17 protein-coding genes are annotated in these 23,441 nt (G+C 61.4%); all 17 read right to left on the bottom strand.

Annotated features, from left to right (window positions below; genetic code table 11):
* Window positions 1-12 precede the first annotated feature (12 nt).
* A complete protein-coding gene (locus BLT85_RS00555; protein WP_231701504.1) occupies window positions 13-2,913 on the bottom strand; it encodes an ATP-binding protein in 2,901 nt (966 codons plus the stop codon).
* A gap of 172 nt (window positions 2,914-3,085) precedes the next feature.
* Window positions 3,086-3,910, bottom strand: a complete 825-nt coding sequence (locus BLT85_RS00550) for an SDR family NAD(P)-dependent oxidoreductase (protein ID WP_093391176.1) — start codon at window positions 3,908-3,910, stop codon at window positions 3,086-3,088.
* 107 nt (window positions 3,911-4,017) lie between these two features.
* Complete coding sequence (trkA, locus tag BLT85_RS00545) at window positions 4,018-5,394, bottom strand: Trk system potassium transporter TrkA (RefSeq protein WP_093391172.1); 1,377 nt, start codon at window positions 5,392-5,394, stop codon at window positions 4,018-4,020.
* Window positions 5,395-5,492: 98 nt separating this feature from the next.
* Complete coding sequence (locus BLT85_RS00540) at window positions 5,493-6,182, bottom strand: response regulator (protein ID WP_093391169.1); 690 nt, start codon at window positions 6,180-6,182, stop codon at window positions 5,493-5,495.
* Entirely contained in the window at window positions 6,179-7,618 is a 1,440-nt protein-coding gene (locus tag BLT85_RS00535) for a sensor histidine kinase (RefSeq protein ID WP_093391166.1), read from the bottom strand. The genes BLT85_RS00540 and BLT85_RS00535 overlap by 4 nt, the downstream gene beginning before the upstream one ends.
* 1 nt (window position 7,619) lies before the next feature.
* Window positions 7,620-9,068, bottom strand: coding sequence for a TrkH family potassium uptake protein (locus BLT85_RS00530; protein WP_093391163.1), 1,449 nt, complete (start codon window positions 9,066-9,068; stop codon window positions 7,620-7,622).
* Between the two features lie 231 nt (window positions 9,069-9,299).
* The gene (gene arsJ, locus BLT85_RS00525; RefSeq protein WP_093391160.1) at window positions 9,300-10,523 is read right to left on the bottom strand and encodes an organoarsenical effux MFS transporter ArsJ; all 1,224 of its coding nucleotides are present in this window, start codon (window positions 10,521-10,523) and stop codon (window positions 9,300-9,302) included.
* A 2-nt stretch (window positions 10,524-10,525) separates the two neighbouring features.
* Window positions 10,526-11,530 (bottom strand): ArsJ-associated glyceraldehyde-3-phosphate dehydrogenase, encoded by a 1,005-nt coding sequence (locus tag BLT85_RS00520; protein WP_093391157.1) that lies wholly within the window; start codon window positions 11,528-11,530, stop codon window positions 10,526-10,528.
* Between the two features lie 58 nt (window positions 11,531-11,588).
* Window positions 11,589-12,299: an arsenical resistance protein ArsH gene (gene arsH, locus BLT85_RS00515; protein ID WP_093391154.1), complete on the bottom strand. Its 711-nt coding sequence runs from the start codon at window positions 12,297-12,299 to the stop codon at window positions 11,589-11,591.
* Between the two features lie 18 nt (window positions 12,300-12,317).
* Entirely contained in the window at window positions 12,318-12,671 is a 354-nt protein-coding gene (locus BLT85_RS00510; RefSeq protein WP_093391151.1) for a metalloregulator ArsR/SmtB family transcription factor, read from the bottom strand.
* 69 nt (window positions 12,672-12,740) lie between these two features.
* The gene (gene mgtE, locus BLT85_RS00505; protein ID WP_093391148.1) at window positions 12,741-14,357 is read right to left on the bottom strand and encodes a magnesium transporter; all 1,617 of its coding nucleotides are present in this window, start codon (window positions 14,355-14,357) and stop codon (window positions 12,741-12,743) included.
* A gap of 147 nt (window positions 14,358-14,504) precedes the next feature.
* A complete protein-coding gene (gcvP, locus tag BLT85_RS00500; RefSeq protein WP_093391146.1) occupies window positions 14,505-17,390 on the bottom strand; it encodes an aminomethyl-transferring glycine dehydrogenase in 2,886 nt (961 codons plus the stop codon).
* A 412-nt stretch (window positions 17,391-17,802) separates the two neighbouring features.
* The gene (gene gcvH, locus BLT85_RS00490) at window positions 17,803-18,183 is read right to left on the bottom strand and encodes a glycine cleavage system protein GcvH (protein WP_093391140.1); all 381 of its coding nucleotides are present in this window, start codon (window positions 18,181-18,183) and stop codon (window positions 17,803-17,805) included.
* A gap of 30 nt (window positions 18,184-18,213) precedes the next feature.
* Window positions 18,214-19,299: a glycine cleavage system aminomethyltransferase GcvT gene (gene gcvT, locus BLT85_RS00485; RefSeq protein ID WP_093391137.1), complete on the bottom strand. Its 1,086-nt coding sequence runs from the start codon at window positions 19,297-19,299 to the stop codon at window positions 18,214-18,216.
* 84 nt (window positions 19,300-19,383) lie between these two features.
* Window positions 19,384-20,997 (bottom strand): ABC transporter permease, encoded by a 1,614-nt coding sequence (locus tag BLT85_RS00480; RefSeq protein ID WP_093397209.1) that lies wholly within the window; start codon window positions 20,995-20,997, stop codon window positions 19,384-19,386.
* Window positions 20,998-21,111: 114 nt separating this feature from the next.
* Entirely contained in the window at window positions 21,112-22,113 is a 1,002-nt protein-coding gene (locus tag BLT85_RS00475; RefSeq protein WP_093391133.1) for an extracellular solute-binding protein, read from the bottom strand.
* A 72-nt stretch (window positions 22,114-22,185) separates the two neighbouring features.
* Entirely contained in the window at window positions 22,186-23,439 is a 1,254-nt protein-coding gene (locus tag BLT85_RS00470) for an FAD-dependent monooxygenase (protein ID WP_093391131.1), read from the bottom strand.
* Window positions 23,440-23,441 lie beyond the last annotated feature (2 nt).

Below are 23,441 nucleotides of genomic sequence, written 5' to 3'. Positions count from 1 at the left end.
GCCGTCACAGGTTCATCGGTTTCCCGATTGCAGCCGTGCAACCTCGATCACCGCATCGCGCAGATCCTGAATTTGCAACGGCTTGGTCAGATACACTGCGACATCCAGGTCGGCCACACGTTCCCGGTTCGCTGGCGTTACACCTGCGCTGATGATGATTACCGGCAGGTCCCGGGTACGCTCGCTGCTGCGCAGCGAGCGCAGCAACCTGTCGCCTTGCATGTCTGGCAGGTCGATATCCAGCAACAACAATTGAGGCGGACGTTCGCCGATACGATGCAGCGCTTCTAACCCGTTGGCGATCAAGGTCACGCGCGCCAGATCGGCCAAGGCATGCTCTACCAGAATCCTGCTCGATCGGTCATCTTCGACGTAGACTACGTCGAGCAGCTGGTCCTCCGGCAGCGTCCCGGCTTTTCCACCAGCACCAGCTGGTGCCGCGGCCGGCAGTTCGAGCCAGAAGCAGCTCCCTGCGCCCTCCTCGCTCGTGTAGCCCAACTGACCACCCATCAGTCCGGCCAGCTCACGGCTCAGAGACAAGCCGATGCCCGTCCCCTTGATCGGTCCGTTCTCGTGCCCCAGACGCTGGAACGGCTTGAACAGCTGTCGCTGATGGAGCCGGCTGATACCTTGACCGGTATCACGGACGCACAGCTGCCAGCGATCCTGGATCGCCAGACAGTCAATGGTGATGGTCCCTCGCTCACTGTTGTACTTGATGGCGTTGCTCAACAGATTGAGCAGAATCTGGCGCAGCCTTCTCGGCTCCGCCGTAACCAGCACGCCCCGGTCAGGCGCATGCATGACCAAACGCAACCCGGCCGCGTCAATCTCGGGACGGACCTGTTCGACGCACTCGTGCAGCACATCACAGCCGTCCACGGTCTGTAACTTGATTTCCGGGCGCTCAGCTTCGATACGCGCCAGGTCCAGCACGTCTTCGACGAGCAGTGCGAGATGATGGGTAGCCTTGAGGATTTCCTCTACCTGATGCCGAAAGCGATGATGTTCGGGACCGGGCGACAGATCGAGCTGAAGCAGCTGGGCAAAGCCCTGGATGATGTTCAGTGGCGTACGCAGCTCGTGGCTCATGCTCGACAGGAAGCGACTTTTCGCCAGGTTGGCGGCCTGCGCCTGCTGACTGGCGCTGCGCAGAGCCTGCTCGGTTGCCTTGAGAGCGCCGATATCGACGTGCGTGCCGGCGATCATCAAGGGCCTGCCGGCCGGGTCTCTCCTGGCCACGCGACCGCGTCCCAGTACCCAGTGATATCTGCCCGCCGCATCACGCAGCCGATACTCAGCCTCGATCTTGCGTCGCTCATCGTCCGGCAGGAGACTCGCGCGCGCCGAAAGCAAATCGTCTGGATGAACCCGGCGAAGAAAGTCACGCAAGGCCAGCGTATGCGTGCCCAGGTCGAGCCGTTCCGGCAGACGGCCCTGGAAGCGAATCAGCTCGTCAGCCACATCTACCTCCCAGAGGCTTTCAGTGGTCGATTCCAGCACCTGATCGATCTGAGCGCGCGCCTCCCGTCGGCCATCCTCCAGCTCGGCCAGTTGCTGGCCGACCTGACGTGTGGTCTCGGCCATCGACTCCAGCTCAATGATGCGCGTCGGCTCCGCATGGGGATGCCAGTGCCCGCGACCGATTTCCCTCATCATCTCGCCAATGCCCTCAATGGGTCGTTGCAGCTGTCGGCTGAGCTGGCGCGATCGTATCCACATCCCGGCGAAGAACAGCAGGTAGAACAGGATCAGCCCGACGATCAACAACAGGCCGATGTTGCGATAATGACGCGCAAGCTGGTTGGTCTGCGCAAAAATGGCGGCCTCGTCGACTACCGTGAGCAGATGCCAGCCGGTCTCCGGCACGGTAGCCCACGCAGCCAGTTTCGGGCGACCATCGAGCGACAGGGCAATCACACCCTGATCTTGCTCTTCGAGCCGATAGCCCAGTTCGCGCATATCCAGCCGCTGGACCAGATTGAAATCGCCAGGCTTGAAGATTTCCTGCCGGATGGCTTCGTGATGGCTGTACTCGGTCAGCTCCGTAAGCTGGAGATCCCGCTCGCCCTGGGCGGGCAGTGCCATGATATTCAGGTCTTCACTCACCAGCATGGCGTAACCGCCCCAGGGAACCTGCAGCTGGGCGATTTCGTTCAGCAGGTTTCCCACGGTGATATCCAGTCCCACCACCCCTTCGAGGAAGTCACCGTCATACACGGGCGAGAGCGCAGACATCATCCAGCCAAGCCCGGCCGGATCGAGGTAGCTATCGGTCCAGACGACCCTGCGTTCAGGGTTATGCTCGGCGTCGGCAAGGTAGTAGAAGTTGTACTGCGGAATATCCATGTCATGCGGGTACTGCGACGGGGTGTAGAACCATGGCCAGATCCGGTTATAGCTGTCGTGGCTATTGAAATACACGGCGGCGACCAGCGCATTGCTGCGCTCGATGGTCCGCATGAACCCGTCGAGCCCGGCCAGGCGAAGTATTTTCTCGACATCTTGACGACCTTGGGGAGTGACCGAAGAGTAGAACGAAGCCGGGCGGTTCTCGTCGCTTTCACTGTAGAGTACGCCGGTGTCGGTGCGTGCCAGACGCTGACGTTCGGCGGGGTCATCCAGGAAGTCTGGCCTGGACAACGCTTCGGCCACCTGAGCGGAAAACAGGTCGGTCAGCTCTCTGACAGTCTGCAAGCGTTCACTGATCAACCGCGCTTCCTGGTTCGCCGCGGCTTGCAGATCTGTTAACGCGGCACTACGGAGATGTTCGACCTGAGCATCACGAATTGCGCTGTTGCTCAGCAAGTACGCCGCAACCAATACGGTTTCGACCAGAATCAGCGGAATCAGGGCGCTCTGTACGAACGCCCGCCACATCCATTTGCGCAGACTGACCGACTTGTAGCTCACGACTGGGATCCCTGAGAACGATACGACGACGCATTGTGAACCAATGCGACGGGTAGCGGGATACCTTGAGCATCATCCTCACGAATTGTTCACGTACACCGTATCCCTCGACTGATCCTGGCTCGACATGCTTCGGTGCCTGGTCTCGACAGGCGAGACCGGGCATGATCAGTCAGCGCCCGATATAACCCGGGTTGAACACCACCTCGTCCTGTTGAATCATCTCGAAGATATCCCGTGCCGGCACAGCCGGATCCTCCCAATCTGCGGCGCGATCGCCCTCGCTGACCTCAGGCCCGACCGAATGCTTGCTGATATGAGTGCGCATGCCGCCCGGTGCCGCGATATAGACCTTGATATTGTCCTCTTTCAGGCCCTCGGCTGCCGCCTGGAACAGGCCGTGGATAGCGTATTTGCTCGCTGAATAATGGGCCATGCGCGGCGGCGCGGCGCGCATGCCGAGGATCGAAGACACATTGAGAATGGTGCCACCGCCCTGCTCGCGCATGATCGGAATCACGCGCTGCGCCAAATCGGCGTACGCCCAGTAATTGACCTCAAACAGATGGTGCGCCTGGTCCAGATCCATCTGTTCCAGTGTGGCCAGATACGAGTAGCCCGCGTTGTTGAACAGATAGTCGATTCGCCCATACGCTTTCATCGCCTCATCGATTACTTGCGGGCGTTGCTCCGGCTTGGCCAGATCCGCCTCGACGAACACCGCTTCACCGCCCTGCGAGCGAATCTGCTCGGCAAGCTGCTGCGAAGGCTCGGGCCGCATATCGACCAATACCAGCTTCATATCGTTTTTCGCCGCCAGCAACGCCAATTCGCGCCCAAGGCCATAGCTTGTACCGGTAATCACGGCGACCTTGTCCCGGAAGGGATTGTCCTGTGCGCGGGCGTAGCCTGCGGTCAGCAGCATCGCCAAGACAAAGGCCGTGGCGAACCACAGGAAGCCGGGCTGTTTGCGCGGCGCAACCGGAAAGCCTGTCATCGTATTATCTCCTCGTAGCGTAACGAACCGCGTAAACCTTAGCGGATGGAACGATGCCGCTGCGGGTCTGAAACATTTCGAAGCAATGAGCAGGCTAAGATATCCCGTTAAAGGAACGAGAGTCCGATCTGGAATAGACGCTCGATCCGGATGACGTCACGCTTGTCCGGCACGAACAGGATAACGTGATCGCCATCCTCGATGACGGTACTGTCGTGAGCAATGATCACCTCGTCACGCCGAACCAGCGCACCGACCGTGGTACCCGCAGGCAACGGCAGTTCGCCGATGGCCCTGCCGACGACTTGCGAGCTCTGCGCGTCGCCGTGCGCAACCGCCTCCAGAGCTTCAGCCGCGCCGCGGCGCAGGGAGTGCACAGCCACCACATCACCGCGGCGAACGTGGGCCAACAGCGCACCCACGGTGGACAGCTGCGGCGACACCGCAATATCGATGAGCCCACCCTGTACCAAGTCGACATAGGCAGGATTGTTGATCAGGGTGATGACCGTGCGCGCCCCGAGCCGCTTGGCCAACATCGAGGCCATGATGTTCGCCTCGTCGTCATTGGTCAGCGCAAAGAATACATCGGCCGACTCGATGCTCTCTTCGATCAGCAATTCGCGATCCGAGGCGCTGCCATGCAGGACCACGCTACGGCGCAGCTGGTTTGAAAGCTCCTGGCAACGCGCCGGATTGCACTCGATCACCTTGACCCGATAATCGCGCTCGATAGCGGCCGCCAGACGCGCACCGATATTCCCGCCGCCGGCGATCACGATGCGCTTGTAGGGCTTCTCGCGTCGGCGCATCTCGCTCATCACCATGCGGATGTCCGGCCGGGCCGCGATGAAAAATACTTCGTCGTCCGCTTCGATCAGCGTATCGCCACGCGGGATGATCGGCCGGCTCTTGCGGAAAATCGCAGCGACTCGGGTGTCCACCGAGGGCGTGTGCTCCTTGAGCGAAGCGATTTCCTGTCCGACCAATGCACCACCATAATGGGCGCGCACCGCGACCAACTGCGCGCGACCGCCGGCAAAGTCGAGCACCTGCAGTGCGCCGGGGTATTCGATCAGGCGCTTGAGATTGCGCGTCACCAGTTCTTCAGGGCTGATCAGAACGTCGATCGGTACCGCCTCGCGCTTGAACAATTGCTTGTCCCGCGACAGATAGTCCGCTTCGCGCACCCGGGCAATCTTGGTCGGAATGTTGAACAGGCTTTGGCCGACCTGGCAGGCGATCATGTTGATCTCGTCACTGCTGGTCACGGCGACCAGCATGTCGGCATCCTGCGCGCCGGCCTGGGCGAGCACCTGCGGATGGGACGCCGAGCCACGCAGGGTGCGAACATCCAGGCGGTCCTGCAGCATTCGCAGGCGGCGTACGTCGGTATCGACGATGGTGATATCGTTTTCCTCACCAGCCAGATGTTCCGCCAGCGTACCGCCGACCTGTCCGGCACCGAGGATGATGATGCGCATGGTTCACTCCGAGGCTATCGCGTGCAGCGATTGTCAGCGGATCCTGCGTAAACAAACCATGCCAGGCCTTCCGGCCGGGCGTAAACAAAGCGCATACATCAACGTTCGACGCCGCCGATGAAGCGATAGCCCACCCCGGCCTCGGTTTCCACATAACGGGGTGCGGTAGGGTCATCGTTGAGTTTGGCCCGCAGCCGCCCGATGAAAATACGTAAGTAGTGCGTATCGTGGCTGTGGTGGGGGCCCCAGATTTCCTTCAGCAGCTGCTGCTGGGTGACGATCCGGCCGGGGTGGGCAATCAGACAGCGCAGCAGGTCGAACTCCTTGCGCGACAAATGCACGTCGTCGCCACCCAGACTGACCCGTCGTGCCTGCAGGTCGACCTTCAGATGGCCGTCATCGAAGCCGGTCGGCGGTACGTCGATGCTGGCAAAGGTACGCAGGACGGAGCGTATCCGCGCCAGCAGCTCGTTCGCCCCGAATGGCTTCTCCACGTAGTCGTTGGCGCCGTTGTCCAACGCCATCACCTTGTCGCGCTCACTGTTGCGCACTGACAGCACGATCACCGGGCCCAGATAGAACTCGCGCAGCCGCTGCAGCAGAACCTGGCCGTCCATGTCCGGCAATCCCAGATCCATCACCACCAGCTCCGGCTCATGCAGAGCCGCCTGCTCCAGTCCGCTGCGTCCGTCCGCCGCCTCGATGAGTTGATACCCCTGCGAGCCCAGGCAGATAGTCAGAAACCGCCGGATCTGCGGTTCGTCATCAATGATCAGAACATGAGTCATTCGGCTGCGTCTCGCTGGTTGTCGGGCCGGGTGATCGGCAGGCTGAGTCGGAACGTCGTGCCGCCGTTCGGCTCACTGCGGTGAACGCGAGCCGATCCGCGATGGGCGCCGAGAATGCCCCGGCATATCGCCAGGCCAAGCCCGGTGCCGGCAGCGTACTGGTCCCCATGGCTGAAGGTATGGAACATGTCGAATACCTGCTCCCAGGCCTCGGGCCGTATGCCTGGCCCCGAATCGGTGATATCCAGACACAGCCAGTCTGGATCGTGTGAAGCCTCGATCCGGACCGCGCCGCCCGGCGGCGAAAAACGCACGGCATTCTCCAGTACGTTGAATACCGCCTGCTCGATCAATGCCGGGTGCACATGCAAGAGCGGCAGATCCGCAGGCAGTGCTACCTTCAGTTCGACGTCGCCCTGCAACGGGCGCACTCGGCGCAGCACCACGCTGACGATGTCGTCTACACCCACCCAGTCACGATCGAGCGTCAGCTCGCCATGGCCGAGCCGGGTCATATCGAGCAGTTTCTGGATATAGCGATCCAGTCTTCGCGCTTCGCTGAGCGTGTTATCGAGCAACTCTGCCCGCTGCTTGCGGCTCAGCGCATCGGCCAGATCGATCAGACTGGAGACTGAGCCGATCATGGTCGCCAGGGGTGTGCGAAGGTCGTGCGATATCGACGAGAGCAGCGCCGAGCGCAACTGTTCGCGCTCCTTGACCAGCGTCTCCTGGCGCAGTGATTCCGCGAGCATGACCCGGCTCCAAGCCAGCCGCGCCAGACTGACCAGGGCGTCCAGACGCGCTTCGTCACGACTGGCCAGCACATAGTCCTTGCTACGCAGGATGCCCTGCGGGGTTCGCTTGAGATCGGCGAACCAGACCTCGCAGCCCTGCCCGTCCCGCCGCCAGCCGACGCCCTGATCGAGGTTCGACGGGACGGGCGCATCGCCGGTCATGGACCGCTGCAATTTACAATCCATCGCCGCAGCGACCTGCGCGGCAAACACGTCGATCACGGCGTCGGCATCGACGCAGGCCGAAAGCGCCCGCGCGCAGTTCATCTGCTGATCACTCCAACGCTGGCTGTCGCGCAGCGCGGCGACCTTCTCGTTCAGGCGCGCCGCTAGATGTCCGGTGATCGCGGCCACCATGACCAATAGCAGCGCAGTCAGCATGTCCTCGCTGTGAAACATCTCCAGCGAGTAGCGCGGCTCGGTAAGGAAGAAGTTGTACGCCAGGAAACTGAGAATGGCGCAGACCAGAGCCGGCCATACCCGGCTGTAGATCGAGGTTATCAATACGCCGGCCAGATAGATCATTGCCAGATCGGCGCTGGGCAGCAGGGGCGCAAGCATCAGCGAGACCGCTGTGGCCAACAGCGGCACGACCACCGGCAGAGCGAGCATCGCCATACCGCGCGAGCGGGAAAGCGGCATCTCAGCCCCGCCAGAACATGGGAGTGAACAGAACCATCAACGTCAGCAGCTCCAGGCGACCCAGCAACATGGCGAAGGATAACAACCATTTGGCGGCTGCGGGCAGGCTGGCGAAATTACCTGCGGGCCCGACCACATTGCCCACCCCCGGGCCGACGTTGGTCAGCGCCGTGGCCGTTGCACTGACGCTGGTCAGCAGGTCGAGACCGAGCAAGGCAAGCAGCAGCGTGACGACAGCCAGTGTCACGAAAAACAGGAACGAGAACCCTACGGCCGAAAGAATGATGTCGTCCTGTACGGGGCGACCGTTGTATCGGGTAATGAATACGCCATTAGGATGTACCAGCTTGCTTATCTGAGAGCGCAGGAACAGATAGCTGAGCTGGAAGCGGAACACCTTCATCCCACCGCTGGTGGAGCCCGAGCAACCGCCAATGAACATGACCAGGAAGAACAGCGCGATGCTGAACGGCCCCCATAGAAGATAATCAGTCGAGGCATAGCCCGTAGTGGTGATCACCGACACCAGGTTGAACGTGGCCTGCGTCAGCGCCTCGAACGGGGGGTATTGCCGCCCAAGGATCAATACGACGGCCAGAGGCAGACTGATCGCCGCGACGATAGCAAGCAGGCCCATCGCTTGCTGATTGTTCAGCACAGCAAGAGTCGGCCTGCGTACGAAGGCAATGATCATGGTGAATGGCAGCGCGCCGATCAGCATGAACACAATGGCTATCCACAGGATCCCGGAACCGAAGCGCCCCATTGAGCGATCATCGGTCGCGTAGCCGCCAGTGGAGACGGTGGTCATGGCGTGATTGATCGCATCGAACAATGTCATGCCCGCAGCCCAGTAACTGAGGATACAGGCGAGGCTGATGCCGAGATAGGTCAGTAGTAGCATCCTTGCCAGCGACTGGATACGCGGTATGGATTTATCCGACCAGTCTGACGACTCGGTATGAAACAGGCGCATGCCGCCGACCCGCAAGAACGGCAGGATTGATACCGCCATGCCTATCACCCCCAGCCCGCCGAGCCATTGCAGTAGCGAACGCCACAGCAGCAGGCTGGCGGGGAGATCCTGCAAGCCACTCAGAACCGTGGACCCCGTCGTGGTGATGCCGGACACAGCCTCGAATACCGCATCGGTAATCGACAGGTCGAAATGACTGAAAAACAGCGGCAGCGCACCCGCCAATGACAGCATCACCCAGCTCAGACTGGTCAGTAGGTAGAGCTGGCGAGCAATCAGATTGAACTGGGCCCGGCGACAGCTCAACACCATGCCCCCGCCGGCTGCGGCCGACACAGCGGACGAAAGCAGGAAAACCGACGTTTCGGGATCATTGCGTAGCCAGGCGAAGGTGGCGACGCTGAGCATCATGCTCGACATGATCAGTACCAGAAAACCACATACATATATGACCGGACGAATGAAGCTGAGCATCGCGACCTCGCAGCAGATTGGCCACAGCCTATCTCGGGCGGCAATAAACAAACGAGGCGCAGTTCGGCCCGTGCGCATAAACAATGCGTAAAAGCGCAGGTGCGGATTGATAACTGGTGCTGAAAATTCTCAGTGGTCGGCTAGAGCGAAGAGAGAAGCTGTTGTCGAGGCCAGGCGCAGGCGCAGCCGGTGCAGACCGAGTGTCTGGCAGATGCTCGGTGCAGCCGATTGTCAGCTCTCAGCGAGTTTGGCACGCGGCAGCTTGAGGGAGATCAGCGCTGCCGCCGCCACGAACAGGCTCGAAATCCACAGGCAGGCGTCAAGCCCGTGGGCCTGATAGACCCAGCCGGAGAGCAACGTGCCGATCAAGCGGCCCATGGCGTTGGACATATAGTAAAAGCCCACATCCAGTGACACGCCGTCAGCCTTGGCAAAGGAGACGATCAGATAACTGTGAAGCGATGAATTCACCGCGAACAGCACACCGAACATCATCAGCCCGCCAAGCAGCACCACCTCCGGCGATCCAAGAGCGTCCAGCCCCAGCGCAATGGCGGCCGGCAACAGAGCCAATGCCGCCGCCCAGCCGAACGCAGCCGTCCCGCCAGGTATCGCCCCGGTACGTTTGCCGGTCAGCCAGGGAGCCACTGTCTGGACAACGCCATAACCGATCACCCAGGCCGCGAGAAAGCCGCCGACCTGCCAGTAGTCCCAGCCGAAAACGCTGGACAGGTACACCGGCAGCGCAATCACGAACCACACATCGCGCGCGCCGAAGAGAAACAGCCGCGCTGCCGACAGCACGTTGATGGGTTCGCTCTTGGACAGCAACTCGCGGAACCTGGGCTTTGCTTTGGCCTTGCCCAGATCCCTCCTGAGCAGGAACAGGCTGGATAGCCATACCAGCGCCAGCACGCCAGCCATCGCCAAAACGGCGCCAGCGAAACCAAGCACAGCGAGCAGCGCCCCGCCGAGAAAGAAGCCTGCGCCCTTGAGTGCATTCTTCGAGCCGGTGAGCAGGGCAACCCAACGATAGAGCGACCCTTGCTGAGCGTCGGGCACGAGCAGTTTGATCGAGCTCTTGGCGCTCATCTTGTTCAGGTCCTTGGCGATACCGGATAGGGCCTGCGCGGCCATGACCCAGACCACAGTCAGCCATTCGGGCGGAACCGTGAGCATCAACAGCGCACCAACCTGCAACGCCAGCCCGATGTTCATGGTGCGGTTCAGGCCGATACGCGCGCCTAGGTAACCACCAACCAGGTTGGTCACCACGCCGAAGATTTCATAGAACAGAAACAGCGAAGCGATCTGCAACGGGCTGTAGCCCATATCATGAAAGTGCAGCACTACCAGCATGCGCAGCGCGCCGTCGGTCAGCGTGAACGCCCAGTAATTGCCCGTCACCACCAGATACTGGCGCACCGCGGGCGAGAGCGTCGACAACGCGCCCATGCTCAGTTGGCTTGCCCGACTAGACGCGCCAGCTCTACCGTGCGATTGGCGTAACCCCACTCGTTGTCATACCAGCTGTAGATTTTTACCTGGGTGCCGTTGATGACCATGGTCGAGAGCGCATCGATGATCGAGGAGCGGGGGTCGGTGCGGTAATCGATCGACACCAGCGGCCGCTCCTCATAGCCCAGAATGCCCTTCAGTTTGCCTTCGGCTGCTGCTTTGAACAGTGCGTTGACCTCGTCCACCGAGGTCGCCCGCTCGACCTCGAACACGCAGTCGGTCAGCGACGCATTGGCCAGCGGCACACGCACGGCATGACCATTGAGCTTGCCGCGCAGCTCGGGGAATATCTCCGCGATTGCCGTCGCCGAGCCGGTACTGGTCGGGATCAGGCTCATGCCGGCGGCACGGGCCCGGCGCAGGTCCTTGTGTGGCTGGTCGAGAATGCTCTGGGTATTGGTCACGTCGTGAATCGTGGTGATCGAGCCATGGCGGATGCCAAGCTCTTCGTGAATCACCTTGACCACCGGCGCCAGGCAGTTGGTAGTGCAGGACGCAGCCGTCACGATGCGATGCTTGGCCGGGTCGAACAGCTGCTGGTTGACCCCAAGCACGATATTCAACGCGCCCGCCTCTTTCACGGGCGCACTGACCACCACGCGCTCCACACCCTGGCGCAGATACTCCTCAAGCACTTCGACCGTCTTCATCTTGCCGCTGGCCTCGATCACCAGGTCGCAATCGGACCAGTCGCCGTTGCCGATGGTCTTGTGCTGAGTGAGCGTGATTTCCCGGTCTTCAATGACCAGATTGCCTTCGCGATGGCCCGCTTCGTGATGCCAGCGCCCGTGCACCGAATCGAAGTTCAGCAGGTGCGCGTGGGTGGCGGCATCACCGGCCGGGTCGTTGATGCGGATGAAGTCGAGCTCGGGCCAGTCCCAGGCAGCACGCAGCGCCAGCTTGCCGATACGGCCGAACCCGTTGATGCCTACTTTGATGGTCATGTTCGTCACCTTCGTTGAGCAGCACCGACGACTCCGGCGCTATCGGTTGATCGATGATTCAGATACTGCGCTGATTGACGCGTTGGGACAGTTCCTGCGCGGACTCCTTGCGCTCAGAGTAGCGATCCACCAGGTAGTCTGCGCGACCACGTAGCAACCAGGTGAACTTGATCAGCTCTTCCATCACATCGACCACCCGATCGTAGTACGAGGATGGTTTCATTCGTCCGTCATTGTCGAACTCGAGGAAGGCCTTGGGGACAGACGACTGATTGGGAATCGTGACCATGCGCATCCATCGGCCGAGTACGCGTAGCTGGTTGACAACATTGAACGACTGCGACCCGCCGCATACCTGCATCACTGCAAGCGTTTTCCCTTGGGTCGGGCGTACCGCTCCCAGCGCCAGCGGTACCCAGTCGATCTGCGCCTTGAATACACCCGTCATCGCACCATGACGTTCGGGCGAGCACCAGACCTGGCCTTCCGACCACTGCATCAGTTCGCGCAGCTCGGCGACCTTGGGATGATCGTCCGGAGCATCATCGGGCAGCGGCAGGCCGGATGGATCGTAGATACGGGTTTCGGCGCCCATCAACTGAAGCAGACGCGCCGCCTCCTCGGTCAGCAACCGGCTGAACGAGCGCTCACGGGTCGAGCCGTAGAGCAGGAGGATGCGCAGCGGAGAGTCTGTCGACTCGACACCCAGGCGTTGATGATCGGGTTGGCGCAGCAGATCGTGATCCAGCGCCGGAAAATCGGAGTTCATGGTCTCTCCTCGGTGGGTTCAGCAACAGCTGGCCTGGCGAACGGGTCGGTCGTCCATACGACCCAGCCGCTTGAGCCCTTCTGCGATCCAGGGATGGTTGGCGGTACGGACGACGTCCAGCACATGCCGGACCCAGGCTGGCAAGTCGTCATTCAGGCGATAATAAACCCACTGCCCCTGTCGACGATCCTGTAACAGGCCGGTCTTGCGCAGCTCGGCCAGGTGGCGCGAAATTTTCGGCTGGCTGGCCTCGAGCGCGCAAACCAGCTCGCACACGCACAGCTCGCCTTCGCTGGCGACCAGCAGCGCCAGGCGTGCACGGGTATCGTCGGCCAGCGACTTGAATAGCGTAGGTGGGTCGATGAGGGTCATCGAGCAACTCCTGAAGTGGGTCGCCCGACTATATACGCTACTCCATATATATGGAATAGCGTATATGGCTTAGAGGAGCAGCAAGGTGGCCAGGCCGAGGAAAGCGAAGAACCCCACCACGTCAGTGACTGTCGTCAGGATGACGCTGCCGGCCAACGCCGGATCGATGCCAAACTTGCGCAGCACCAATGGAACGGCCAGGCCGGAGAAGGCGGCGCAGAGCAGGTTCAACAGAATCGCCGCCCCGATGATGCCGCCGATCTGCCAGCTACCGAACCAGACGTACGCCAGCACCGCCACGACGACAGCCCAAAGCAACCCGTTGAGCAAGCCGATACCCATCTCCTTGCCCAGTAGCACCCTGGCGTTGCCACCTTCGACCTGGCCGAGCGCCAGCCCGCGAATGACCAGAGTCAGCGTCTGGCTGCCGGCGATACCGCCCATGCTGGCTACGATCGGCATCAACACCGCGAGCGCAACGATCTGCTCCAGCGTGCCCTGGAACTGACCAATGACCCAGGCGGCGAGGAATGCGGTCACCAGGTTGATGCCCAGCCACACGGAGCGCCGCAAGGTGCTTTTCAGCACGGGCGCGAACATGTCGGCCTCATCATCCAGACCGGCCATGTGCATCATGGTGCTGCGCGATTCTTCGCGAATGATGTCGAGCACGTCGTCCACCGTGATGCGACCAAGCAGAATGCCCTGCTCATCCACCACGGCGGCAGAGAGCATGTCGAGGTCTTCGAAGCGACGCGCCACCTCGCGGCTTGGCATCTGCACCGGCAAAGGCTGGAATTCGGCATCCATCACCTCCTCGACCTTCGCCTCCGGATCACTGGTAAGGATACGACTGAGTCGCAGCACACCCTGATAACGATTTTTACGGTCGACCACCATGACCTTGTCGGTATGGTCTGGCAGGTCCTCGAGCAAACGCAGGTAACGCAGTACCGAGCCGACCCGAACATCGGCACGCACCGAGAGATGGTCGATGTTCATCAGACCACCGGCGGAATCCTCGGGATAGGACAGCATCGACACGACTTGCTGGCGCGTCGCAACATCCATCGACAGCATGACTTCACGTCCGGGACCTGCCGGCAGAGCCTGAATCAGGTCGACAAGGTCATCCAGATCGAGCTTGCGAACTGCAGCGAACAGGTCGTCCTGGTCCATCTCCTGGGCCAGGCTGGCCCGGACTTCTTCGTGCAGATGGACGAGGATCTTGCCGGCCCGCTCGCTGGACAGCATCTCCCAGACCGTGCTGCGCTCATCCGGCGGGAGCGATTCGAGCAGGCCGGCCGCCTTGGCCGGATGCATCTGCTTGAACAGTTTGACGATGCGTTTGTAGCGCCCCTCTTCCAGAGACTCCCGCACATGGCGGATGTCGGTAATCGCGGCAGCCGCTTCCTCGTCGAGTTCGGCAAGGTCCGGATCATCGGCATCGCGCTGCAGCGCGGCGGCTACGAGTGGATCGAGATAACGCACCACAGCCGCCTCGTCCTCTTCTCGCAGGTGCTGCCAGACCACCACGCGACGTTCGACGTCGAGCGCTTCGAGCAGACTGGCGATCTTGCCTGGATGCATGCCACGCAGCAATTTGCGCAGTTTTTTGCGCTTGCCTTCCTCGAGGGCCTCAACGATGGTGTCGAGCTCGGTCTGAACGTGTGAAGTGTCGGTCATGCTGCGCGGTTCCCTACTGCCAATGGTCTCGGTCCACTAGGACGACGATGCGGGCCGTCAGGCCACCCCTAGCATAGGCGATTTAACGAGACGGGGCGGAATACGCCCCTCAAAGAAAAGGCGCGCCAGAGCGGCGCGCCAACAGGGTCAGGCCTCGTAGGCCTCGATCGGCGGGCAGGCGCAGAACAGATTGCGGTCGCCGTAGACGTTATCGATCCGGTTGACACTCGGCCAGAACTTGTTCGCCGCCACCCAGGACTGCGGGAATACCGCTTCCTGACGCGAATACGGACGGTCCCACTCACCAGTGATGTCGGCCAGAGTGTGCGGGGCGTTGTGCGGCGGGCTCTGCTCCACCGTCCACTCGCCCTGCTCGACCCGGCTGATTTCGCCGCGAATGGTCAGCATGGCATCGATGAAACGGTCCAGCTCGGCCTTCGACTCGCTTTCTGTCGGCTCGATCATCAGCGTACCCGGAACCGGGAACGACATGGTCGGCGCATGGAAGCCGAAATCCATCAGCCGCTTGGCCACATCTTCCTCGGTGATGCCGGAGGCTGCCTTGAGCGGACGGATATCGATGATGCATTCGTGCGCGACACGACCGTTACGGCCGCTGTAGAGCACCGGATAGGCCTGACCCAACCGCTTGGCCAGGTAATTGGCATTGAGGATCGCCACCTCGGTCGCGCGACGCAGCCCCTCGGCACCCATCAGGGCGACATAGGTCCAGCTGATCGGCAGGATGCTCGCGCTACCCCAGGGGGCTGCGCTGACCGCGCCGTTCTCCGGGTCGGGACCGTCCAGCGGCACGACCGGGTGGTTGGCTACATAAGGCGCCAAATGCGCCTTGACGCCGATCGGACCCATGCCCGGGCCACCGCCGCCATGCGGAATGCAGAACGTCTTGTGCAGGTTCATGTGCGATACGTCCGCGCCAATGTCCGCCGGACGGGTCAAACCCACCTGCGCGTTGAGGTTGGCACCGTCCATGTACACCTGCCCGCCATGCTGGTGGATGATCTGGCAGATCTCCCGAATACCTTCTTCGTACACACCGTGGGTGGACGGATAGGTAATCATCAGACACGACAGGTTGTCCGCATTGTCTTCCGCCTTCTGCTTCAGATCCGCAATATCGACGTTGCCGTTGTCGTCGCAACTGACCAGCACCACACGCATGCTTGCCATCATCGCCGAAGCCGGGTTGGTGCCGTGCGCGGAAGTCGGAATCAGACAAACATTGCGGTGCTCATCACCATTGGATTCATGGAACTTGCGGATCGCCAGCAGGCCGGCGTACTCGCCCTGCGCTCCGGAGTTCGGCTGCATGCAGATGGCATCGAAGCCGGTGATTTCACGCAGGGCGGCTTCAAGCTCGTCGATCATCACCTTGTAACCTTCGGCCTGGGCCAAGGGCGCGAACGGGTGCAGCTGACCGAATTCCGGCCAGGTGATCGGGATCATCTCGGCGGTGGCGTTGAGCTTCATGGTGCAGGAGCCCAGCGGGATCATCGCGTGGTTCAAGGCCAGGTCCTTGTTTTCCAGCGACTTGATGTAACGCAGCATCTCCGTTTCGGAGTGGTAGCTGTTGAACACCGGGTGCGTCAGGAACGCTGACTGGCGGCGCAGCGCCTCAGGGATACCGATCGCCGCGGCACTCACCTGCCGATCCAGAGCCTCGATATCGCTCGCCTGGCCATCACCGGCAAACACTGCCAAGAGCTGCTCGACGGTGGCGCGGGACGAGGTTTCGTCGAGACTCACGCCTAGCGTAGTTTCGTCTACTAACCGCAGGTTGATCCTTGCAGCGCGCGCACGCTCGACGATCTCACCGGCGCGGCCGCCAACGTCCAGCGTCAGGGTGTCGAAGAAATGTTCATTCTGGCGCTTGAAGCCTTTGCCTTCCAGGCCAGAGGCCAGAATAGCGGTTAGACGATGCACTCGTTCAGCGATGGTCTTCAGACCTTCCGGGCCGTGATACACCGCATAGAAACTGGCAATGTTCGCCAGCAGAACCTGGGCGGTACAGATGTTCGAATTGGCCTTTTCGCGGCGGATATGCTGCTCGCGGGTCTGCAGCGCCATGCGCAGCGCGCGGTTGCCGCGGGTGTCGACCGACACACCGATGATCCGCCCCGGCATGGCGCGCTTGTACGCGTCACGAGTGGCGAAGTATGCAGCATGCGGCCCGCCGTAACCCATGGGCACACCAAAGCGCTGGGCGGAACCAAAGACCACGTCCGCGCCCAGTTCACCCGGAGGCGTCAACAGCACCAGACTGAGCAGGTCGGCGGCGATGCAGGCCAATCCGTTCTGCGCATGCACCGCATCGATCAGCGGCTTCAGATCGGTGATCTCGCCCCAGGTGTTGGGGTATTGAAAAAGCGCGCCGAATACTTCGTACTCGCCCAGCTTGCGCACGTCATCGAGAACGACCTCGAAGCCGAACGCTTCGGCACGCGTACGCACTACAGAAATGGTCTGCGGGTGGCAGTCGTGATCGATGAAGAACAGGTTGCTCTTGCTCTTGGCCTGACGCTTGGCCAACGCCATGGCTTCAGCGGCTGCGGTGGCTTCGTCGAGCAGCGAGGCGCTGGCCAGCTCCATGCCGGTCAGATCAATCGACAGCTGCTGAAAGTTGAGCAGCGCTTCGAGTCGGCCTTGCGCGATTTCAGGCTGATACGGGGTATACGCGGTGTACCAGCCCGGGTTTTCCAGGACATTGCGCAGAATCACATTCGGCGTGAGCGTGCCGTGGTAACCCATGCCAATGCAGGAAGTAAAAATCTGGTTCTTGCTGGCAACACCCTTCAGGTAACCGAGCGCCTCGGCCTCGGTACGTGGACCGGGCAGATTGAGCAAGTCCTTGCGCAGGATGCTGTTCGGGACCGTCTCGCTGATCAGCGCATCCAGCGATTCGACGCCGAGGGTTTCGAGCATCGATTGCTGTTCGGCATCGTCCGGGCCGATATGGCGGCGCAGAAACGCGTCAGTCTGTTCCAGATCGGTGAGGCTTCGGGTATTGCTCATGGGGTTACCTGCAAGAAGTATTAAAGATCTGAGTAGTCCTGGCGAAGATGCCGTGCCTACGTGATGCCTCGGTGCTGGACACGCCGTGAATACGTCCATGTAGGCTCATCCGCGGCATCCCTGCCGCGGACGGTCCAGCACCGAGACATCCCGCATCTACTGTAGCGTCGCGCTCCGAAGGGTTCGCTGATTCACACCGGTCCCAACGGGAGGTTCCGGCTTCGCTGGTTCGGACCGTCGGTGCCCTGGTCGAAAAATGCTCCTGCATTTTCGACACTTCCGCCATCCATGGCGGTCGGACCTGGCACCGCCGAGCCCACATGGATGTGCTTGTAGCGTGTCCGAACCAGCGAAGTCGGAATCTCACCACGCATCAAACCCCAGCCAATCAGCGAACCGCACACTACGTTCGTTAGATAGAAGAACCGTAAGCGTCAGCATCCATCAGCTTGTCCAGCTCGCTGGCATCGGACGGTTTGATTTTGAAGAACCAGGCGCCGGCATAGGGTTCGCCATTGACCAGATCAGGCGAATCGCCCAACGCATCGTTGATGGCGACGACTTCACCGCTGACTGGCGCGTAGATATCAGAGGCGGCCTTGACCGACTCGACCACCGCACACTCTTCACCAGCGTTGACCTCGCGACCGACTTCCGGCAGCTCGACGAACACCACATCACCCAGCAAATCCTGAGCATGATCGGTGATACCCACGGTGATGGTGCCATCGGCTTCCTGGCGCGCCCATTCGTGACTGGAGGCGTAACGCAGGTCGGCGGGGATATTGCTCATTGAACTGTCCTCAAAAGGGTTGGGTAATGCTTATTCGAAAACGGGCTTGCCGTTGCGTACGAAGCTGGGCTTGACCACACGAACATCGAGCTGCTTGCCGCGGATTTCCACCTTGGCGGAGTTACCGGTAGCACGTGGAACACGAGCCAGGGCAATCGAGACGCCCAACGTCGGGGAGAAGCTGCCGCTGGTAATCTCACCTTCACCGACGCCCTCGACGATGACTTTCTGATGGCCGCGCAGAACGGCGCGTTCGGATAGCACCAGGCCAACCAGCTTCGGCTGGTCGCCCGCGTCTCGCTGGGCCTCCAGCGCCTTGCGGCCGATGAAATCGCGCTCGGTAGGCTCCCAGGCAATGGTCCAGCCCATGTTGGCGGCGAGCGGCGAAATGGTTTCGTCCATATCCGAGCCATACAGATTCATGCCGGCTTCCAGACGCAGCGTATCGCGGGCGCCAAGACCGCAGGGCTTGCACCCGGCCCCGATCAGCGCATCCCAGAAAGGGCCCGCCTGGTCGGCAGGCAGCATGATTTCCAGTCCGTCCTCGCCGGTATAACCGGTGCGGCCGATGAACCATTGACCGTCGGGAAGGCCCTGAAATGGCTTGAGATCGTTGATCAACGCGGCGCGGCTGTCACTGACGACCTGAGAAACCACCGCACGAGCTCGCGGCCCCTGGACGGCAAGCATGGCCAGATCCTCGCGCTCGATGAGTTTAACGGCAAAGGGTTCGGCCTGCAGATTCATCCAGGCCAGGTCCTTGTCGCGGGTCGCTGCATTGACCACGACGCGGTACGCGCCGCCAACCAGATAGACGATCAGATCGTCGATGACACCGCCGTCTTCGTTCAGCATGCCGCTGTACAGCGCCTTGCCGCTCAGGGTAAGCCGGGCAACGTCATTGGCCAGAAGGTACTGTAGATAAGCCTTGGCCTCGGTTCCGGAGACATCGATCACGGTCATGTGGGAAACATCGAACATGCCCACATCACGCCGGACCTGATGATGCTCCTCCATTTGCGAGCCGTAGTGCAGCGGCATATCCCAGCCGCCGAAATCGACCATCTTGGCGCCCGCGGCGAGGTGCTGCTCATAGAGCGGTGTGCGCGATCCCATTGACGTTCCTTAGTGGAGCAGTGTGCAAGGGGTGAATTGTAGCCAAATCGCCTGGTATGTGCAGCCTCGCCGAAGCGCCACAGATCAGCGGCGGGCGGAACGCCGGATCAACACGATGACTGGAAGCAGACCCACCAGCACCAGCGTGATCGCTGGCAATGCAGCGCGCGCCCATTCGCCTTCAGCGGTCAGCCCGTGGATGCGCACCGCCAGAGTGTCCCAGCCGAACGGACGCATCAGCAGCGTGGCCGGCATTTCCTTGAGCACGTCGACGAATACCAGTAGCGCCGCGCTCAGCACGCCCGGAAGAATCAGCGGCAGGTAGACCCGCCAGAAGACTGCCCACCCGGCCTGACCCAGGCTGTGTGCGGCTTCCGGCAATGACGGCCGGATGCGCGCAAGCGAAGTGTCCAGCGGACCGTAGGCTACCGCCATGAAGCGGATCAGATAAGCCAGCAGAAGCGCGAACAAACCACCCACCAGCAGCGTGCCGGGGTCTTCTTCTCCGAGCCAGGTTCGCAGCGGAATCAGAAGATGATTATCGATGTGGCTGAAGGCGAACATGATGCCCACCGCCAGAACCGATCCCGGCAGCGCATAGCCGAGGTTGGCCAGCGCCACCGCGCTGCGCACCCGGCGAAAGGGCTGCAGCCGCCGGGCCAGCACCAACAGTATGCCCAGGCTCACGGTCATTGCCGCCGCCGCTGCACCGAGGCTCAACGTATTGCGAATCAGCGCCCAGTAACGTTGGTCGAGATCGTTGAATGCGCTGGACCACAACCAGTGGACCAACTGCAGCAGCGGAATGATAAAGGCCACGCCGAGTACGAGCAGGCAATACCCGCTGGCCAGCCAGGCGAGCGGGCCCTTGAGCCGATACAGCGCACCCTGCCGGGGCTTGTCGACGCCTGGGAAGCGTCGGGCGCCCTGCGCACGCCGCTCCAGGTAAAGTGCGAGAAAGACGAACACCAGCAGTACGCTGGCCAGCTGGGTGGCCGTCTGCAAGCTGAAGAATCCGTACCAGGTCTTGTAGATGGCAGTGGTGAAGGTGTCGTAATTGAAGACCGACACCGCACCGAAGTCCGCAAGCGTTTCCATTAATGCCAGCGCAGCACCCGCGCCGATCGCCGGACGCGCCATAGGCATGGCGACACGCCAGAAACCTTGCCACGGGGTATGGCCAAGTATGCGGGACGCTTCCATCAGGCCGCGGCCCTGGGCCAGAAAAGCGTTACGCGCGAGTAGATAAACGTAGGGATAGAACACCAGCGTCAGCACTACGACGACGCCGCCTGGCGAGCGAATTGAAAAGAACAGGCGAAAGTCGTTGCCGAACCAGTCACGCAGTGTTGACTGGACGGGCCCGGCAAAGTCGAGCAAGCCAATGCTGACGAAGGCCAGCACGTAAGCCGGGATGGCAAAGGGCAGCATCAGCGCCCAATCGAAGATACGGCGGCCGGGAAATTCACACAGACTGGTCAGCCAGGCAAGGCTAACACCGAGGGCGATCACGCCCATACCCACGCCAAAGACCAGTATCAGCGTATTGCCAATCAGCCGCGCCATCTGGGTTTCCAGCAGATGCCCCCATATCTGCCCGTCAACGCTTTGCCAACTGACGAGCAGCACCAGAAGCGGTAGCAGGACCAGCGCAGCGCAAGCATAGGCTGCCAGCTGCCAGTACGGTCTGGATGGAATGGAACGGTGGGGCACAGCAACTCCGGATCAGAAACGAACACGCCCGGTCAGGGACCGGGCGCGCAGTATATCGGCAAATGACCTAGCGGCGTCTTGCCCAGGATCAAACCTCGATCAGTTCCAGCCGAGGCGATCCATCAGCATGATCGCTTCCGGCTGACGGCGGCCGGCCACTTCGACATTGACGGTATCACGTTTGAAGTCACCCCAGGCCTGGACTTCCTCCGACGGTTTCACCGTCTCGTTGGCCGGGAACTCCTGGTTGACGTCAGCGAAGATACGCTGCGCTTCGGGGGTAGTCAGCCACTCGAGAAACTTCTGGGCTTCTTTCGGATTGGGCGCGTGCTTGGTGATGCCGGCACCGGAAATGTTCACGTGTACGCCACGGCCGTCCTGGTTCGGCCAGAACAGCTTGACGGCCAGGTGCGGGTTGTCCGCATGCAGGCGGCCGTAGTAGTAGGTGTTGACGATGCCCACGTCGCACTGACCTTCATGTATCGCGGCCAGCAGCGCGGTGTCATCGGAAAATACCGGCGCAGCCAGGTTGGCTACCCAACCCTTGATGACTTCGGCAGTCTTCTCTTCGCCCAGCGACTCGATCATGGTAGCGGTCAGCGACTGGTTGTAGACCTTCTTCGAGGTACGCAGACACAGGCGGCCCTTCCACTTCTCGTCAGCCAGCGCCTCGTAGGTGCTCAGCTCGCTCGGATCGACGCGGTCGGAGGAGTACACGATGGTCCGCGCCCGCAGCGACAGGCCGGTCCACTTGTCGTTCTGCGAGCGGTACTGGGAAGGAATGTTGTCTTCGATGACATCGGAGTCGAATGCGCGGAACAGGTCCTGCTGCTCGGCTTGCCACAGATTGCCAGCATCGACGGTAATCAGCAGATCCGCCGGAGTATTCTTGCCCTCGGCCTGCAGGCGCGCCATCAAGGGAGCTTCCTTGTCGGTGATGAACTGGATCTTGGTGCCGGTCTTTTCTGTGTAGAGATCGAATACCGGCTGGATCAGGTGATCCTGGCGGGAGGAATAGACCACAAGTTCCTTGGGTGCGGCGAAGCTGCTGAATGCGGTGACGGCAAGGCCGACCGTAGCGATGGAGCGCAAGAAGGACATGGAAACGCCTCTCAGTAGGAAACAGACGCTAGATGATAATCATTTGAATCTAGCCCCGCAACCAGAGCGCCGTCAGTCGTTCGGCCGCGCTATTTCTCCATCCAGAGCAAGCGAAGGAAGATCGCCGGACAGCCCCATCGCCCGGCGCATGATTCCGCCTTTGATCATCGCTTGGCCGTCCAGCAGACGCATGCCGGCATTGCGCGCCCAGCGCAGAGGCAACGCATCGGCATGGAACAAACGTTCGAACCCCTCCATCGCAGCCATCATGCCAAGGTTTGCGCCCATGCGTCGACGCTCATACCGCTGCAATACAGCGAGCGCGCCGAGGCCCTCACCGCGCTGCAGCGCAGCACGCAGCGTATCGTACAGCTCGGCGGCATCAAGCAGACCCAGGTTGACGCCTTGGCCGGCCAGCGGATGGATGCTGTGCGCGGCGTCACCAATCAAGGCCAGGCCTGGCATCACGTAACGTTTGGCATGGCGTTGGCGCAGCGGGATCCGGTGGCGCACATCGGTAGCGAGAATCCGACCCAGGCGGCTTTCGAATGCCTGCTCAAGTTCTTCACGAAACGCCTCATCATCAAGCGCCATGATGCGTCCGGCATGCTCCGGCACCACAGACCAGACGATGGAGCAGTAATGCACCTGTCCGCGATCGTTGAGTGGCAGCAGGGCCAGCGGGCCGGACGGCATGAAGCGCTGCCAGGCAGTGGCCTGGTGCGGGCGCTCCGTCTGGATAGTGGTGACGATGGCGTTGTGTAGATAGTCCCACTCGCGCATCTCGAAGCCCGCCAGCTCGCGCAACTTCGACTTGGCCCCGTCTGCCGCCACAACCAGGGGAGCCTGCAGCGCCTGGCCGCCCTCAAGCAGCAGGCGCCAGCCATCCGGCTCTCGCACAAGCCCTTCAACCCGCTGCGCCCCGAACAGAGCGATGCCGGTTTCGGCCAGACTTTCAAGCAAGGCGCTCTGGATCAGATGGTTCTCCACGATGTGACCGAGGCGCAACTCACCTAGCGCGTCGGCGTCGAAACCGATCTCGCCGGTACCTTCAGCGTCCCACACCCGCATGTATCGGTACGGCGAGCGACTCGCACCCGGGATGCGCTGCCATACGCCAAGGTTATCCAGAATGTTTTCGGAGGCAGCGCTGATCGCGCTCACTCGTGAGTCGTAGCCTGACTCGGTCTTAGGCTCATTGGTGGCGCGGGGCAGCGGCATGCCATCGACCAGCGCAATACGCAGCGGCAAGTCCGCCATTGCGCGTGCCAGCGTTGCGCCTACCATGCCAGCACCCACCACGATCAGATCGAACTGCTGCGCCATGT

It is taken from the genome of Halopseudomonas xinjiangensis, from assembly GCF_900104945.1.
Taxonomy (GTDB): Bacteria; Pseudomonadota; Gammaproteobacteria; order Pseudomonadales; family Pseudomonadaceae; genus Halopseudomonas; species Halopseudomonas xinjiangensis.
Note: the sequence above shows the minus strand (reverse complement) of the source record. Positions and strands in the feature narration are given on the sequence as shown.

Coding starts and splice junctions, on each gene's coding strand:
- trkA (WP_093391172.1), bottom strand. CDS start 5,394: ATGCGCATCATCATCCTCGGTGCCGGACAGGTCGGCGGTACGCTGGCG.
- mgtE (WP_093391148.1), bottom strand. CDS start 14,357: ATGACCGACACTTCACACGTTCAGACCGAGCTCGACACCATCGTTGAG.
- BLT85_RS00510 (WP_093391151.1), bottom strand. CDS start 12,671: ATGACCCTCATCGACCCACCTACGCTATTCAAGTCGCTGGCCGACGAT.
- gcvH (WP_093391140.1), bottom strand. CDS start 18,183: ATGAGCAATATCCCCGCCGACCTGCGTTACGCCTCCAGTCACGAATGG.
- gcvT (WP_093391137.1), bottom strand. CDS start 19,299: ATGGGATCGCGCACACCGCTCTATGAGCAGCACCTCGCCGCGGGCGCC.
- BLT85_RS00470 (WP_093391131.1), bottom strand. CDS start 23,439: ATGGCGCAGCAGTTCGATCTGATCGTGGTGGGTGCTGGCATGGTAGGC.
- arsJ (WP_093391160.1), bottom strand. CDS start 10,523: ATGGGCGCGTTGTCGACGCTCTCGCCCGCGGTGCGCCAGTATCTGGTG.
- BLT85_RS00530 (WP_093391163.1), bottom strand. CDS start 9,068: ATGCTCAGCTTCATTCGTCCGGTCATATATGTATGTGGTTTTCTGGTA.
- BLT85_RS00535 (WP_093391166.1), bottom strand. CDS start 7,618: ATGCCGCTTTCCCGCTCGCGCGGTATGGCGATGCTCGCTCTGCCGGTG.
- BLT85_RS00520 (WP_093391157.1), bottom strand. CDS start 11,530: ATGACCATCAAAGTAGGCATCAACGGGTTCGGCCGTATCGGCAAGCTG.
- gcvP (WP_093391146.1), bottom strand. CDS start 17,390: ATGAGCAATACCCGAAGCCTCACCGATCTGGAACAGACTGACGCGTTT.
- arsH (WP_093391154.1), bottom strand. CDS start 12,299: ATGAACTCCGATTTTCCGGCGCTGGATCACGATCTGCTGCGCCAACCC.
- BLT85_RS00550 (WP_093391176.1), bottom strand. CDS start 3,910: ATGACAGGCTTTCCGGTTGCGCCGCGCAAACAGCCCGGCTTCCTGTGG.
- BLT85_RS00475 (WP_093391133.1), bottom strand. CDS start 22,113: ATGTCCTTCTTGCGCTCCATCGCTACGGTCGGCCTTGCCGTCACCGCA.
- BLT85_RS00540 (WP_093391169.1), bottom strand. CDS start 6,182: ATGACTCATGTTCTGATCATTGATGACGAACCGCAGATCCGGCGGTTT.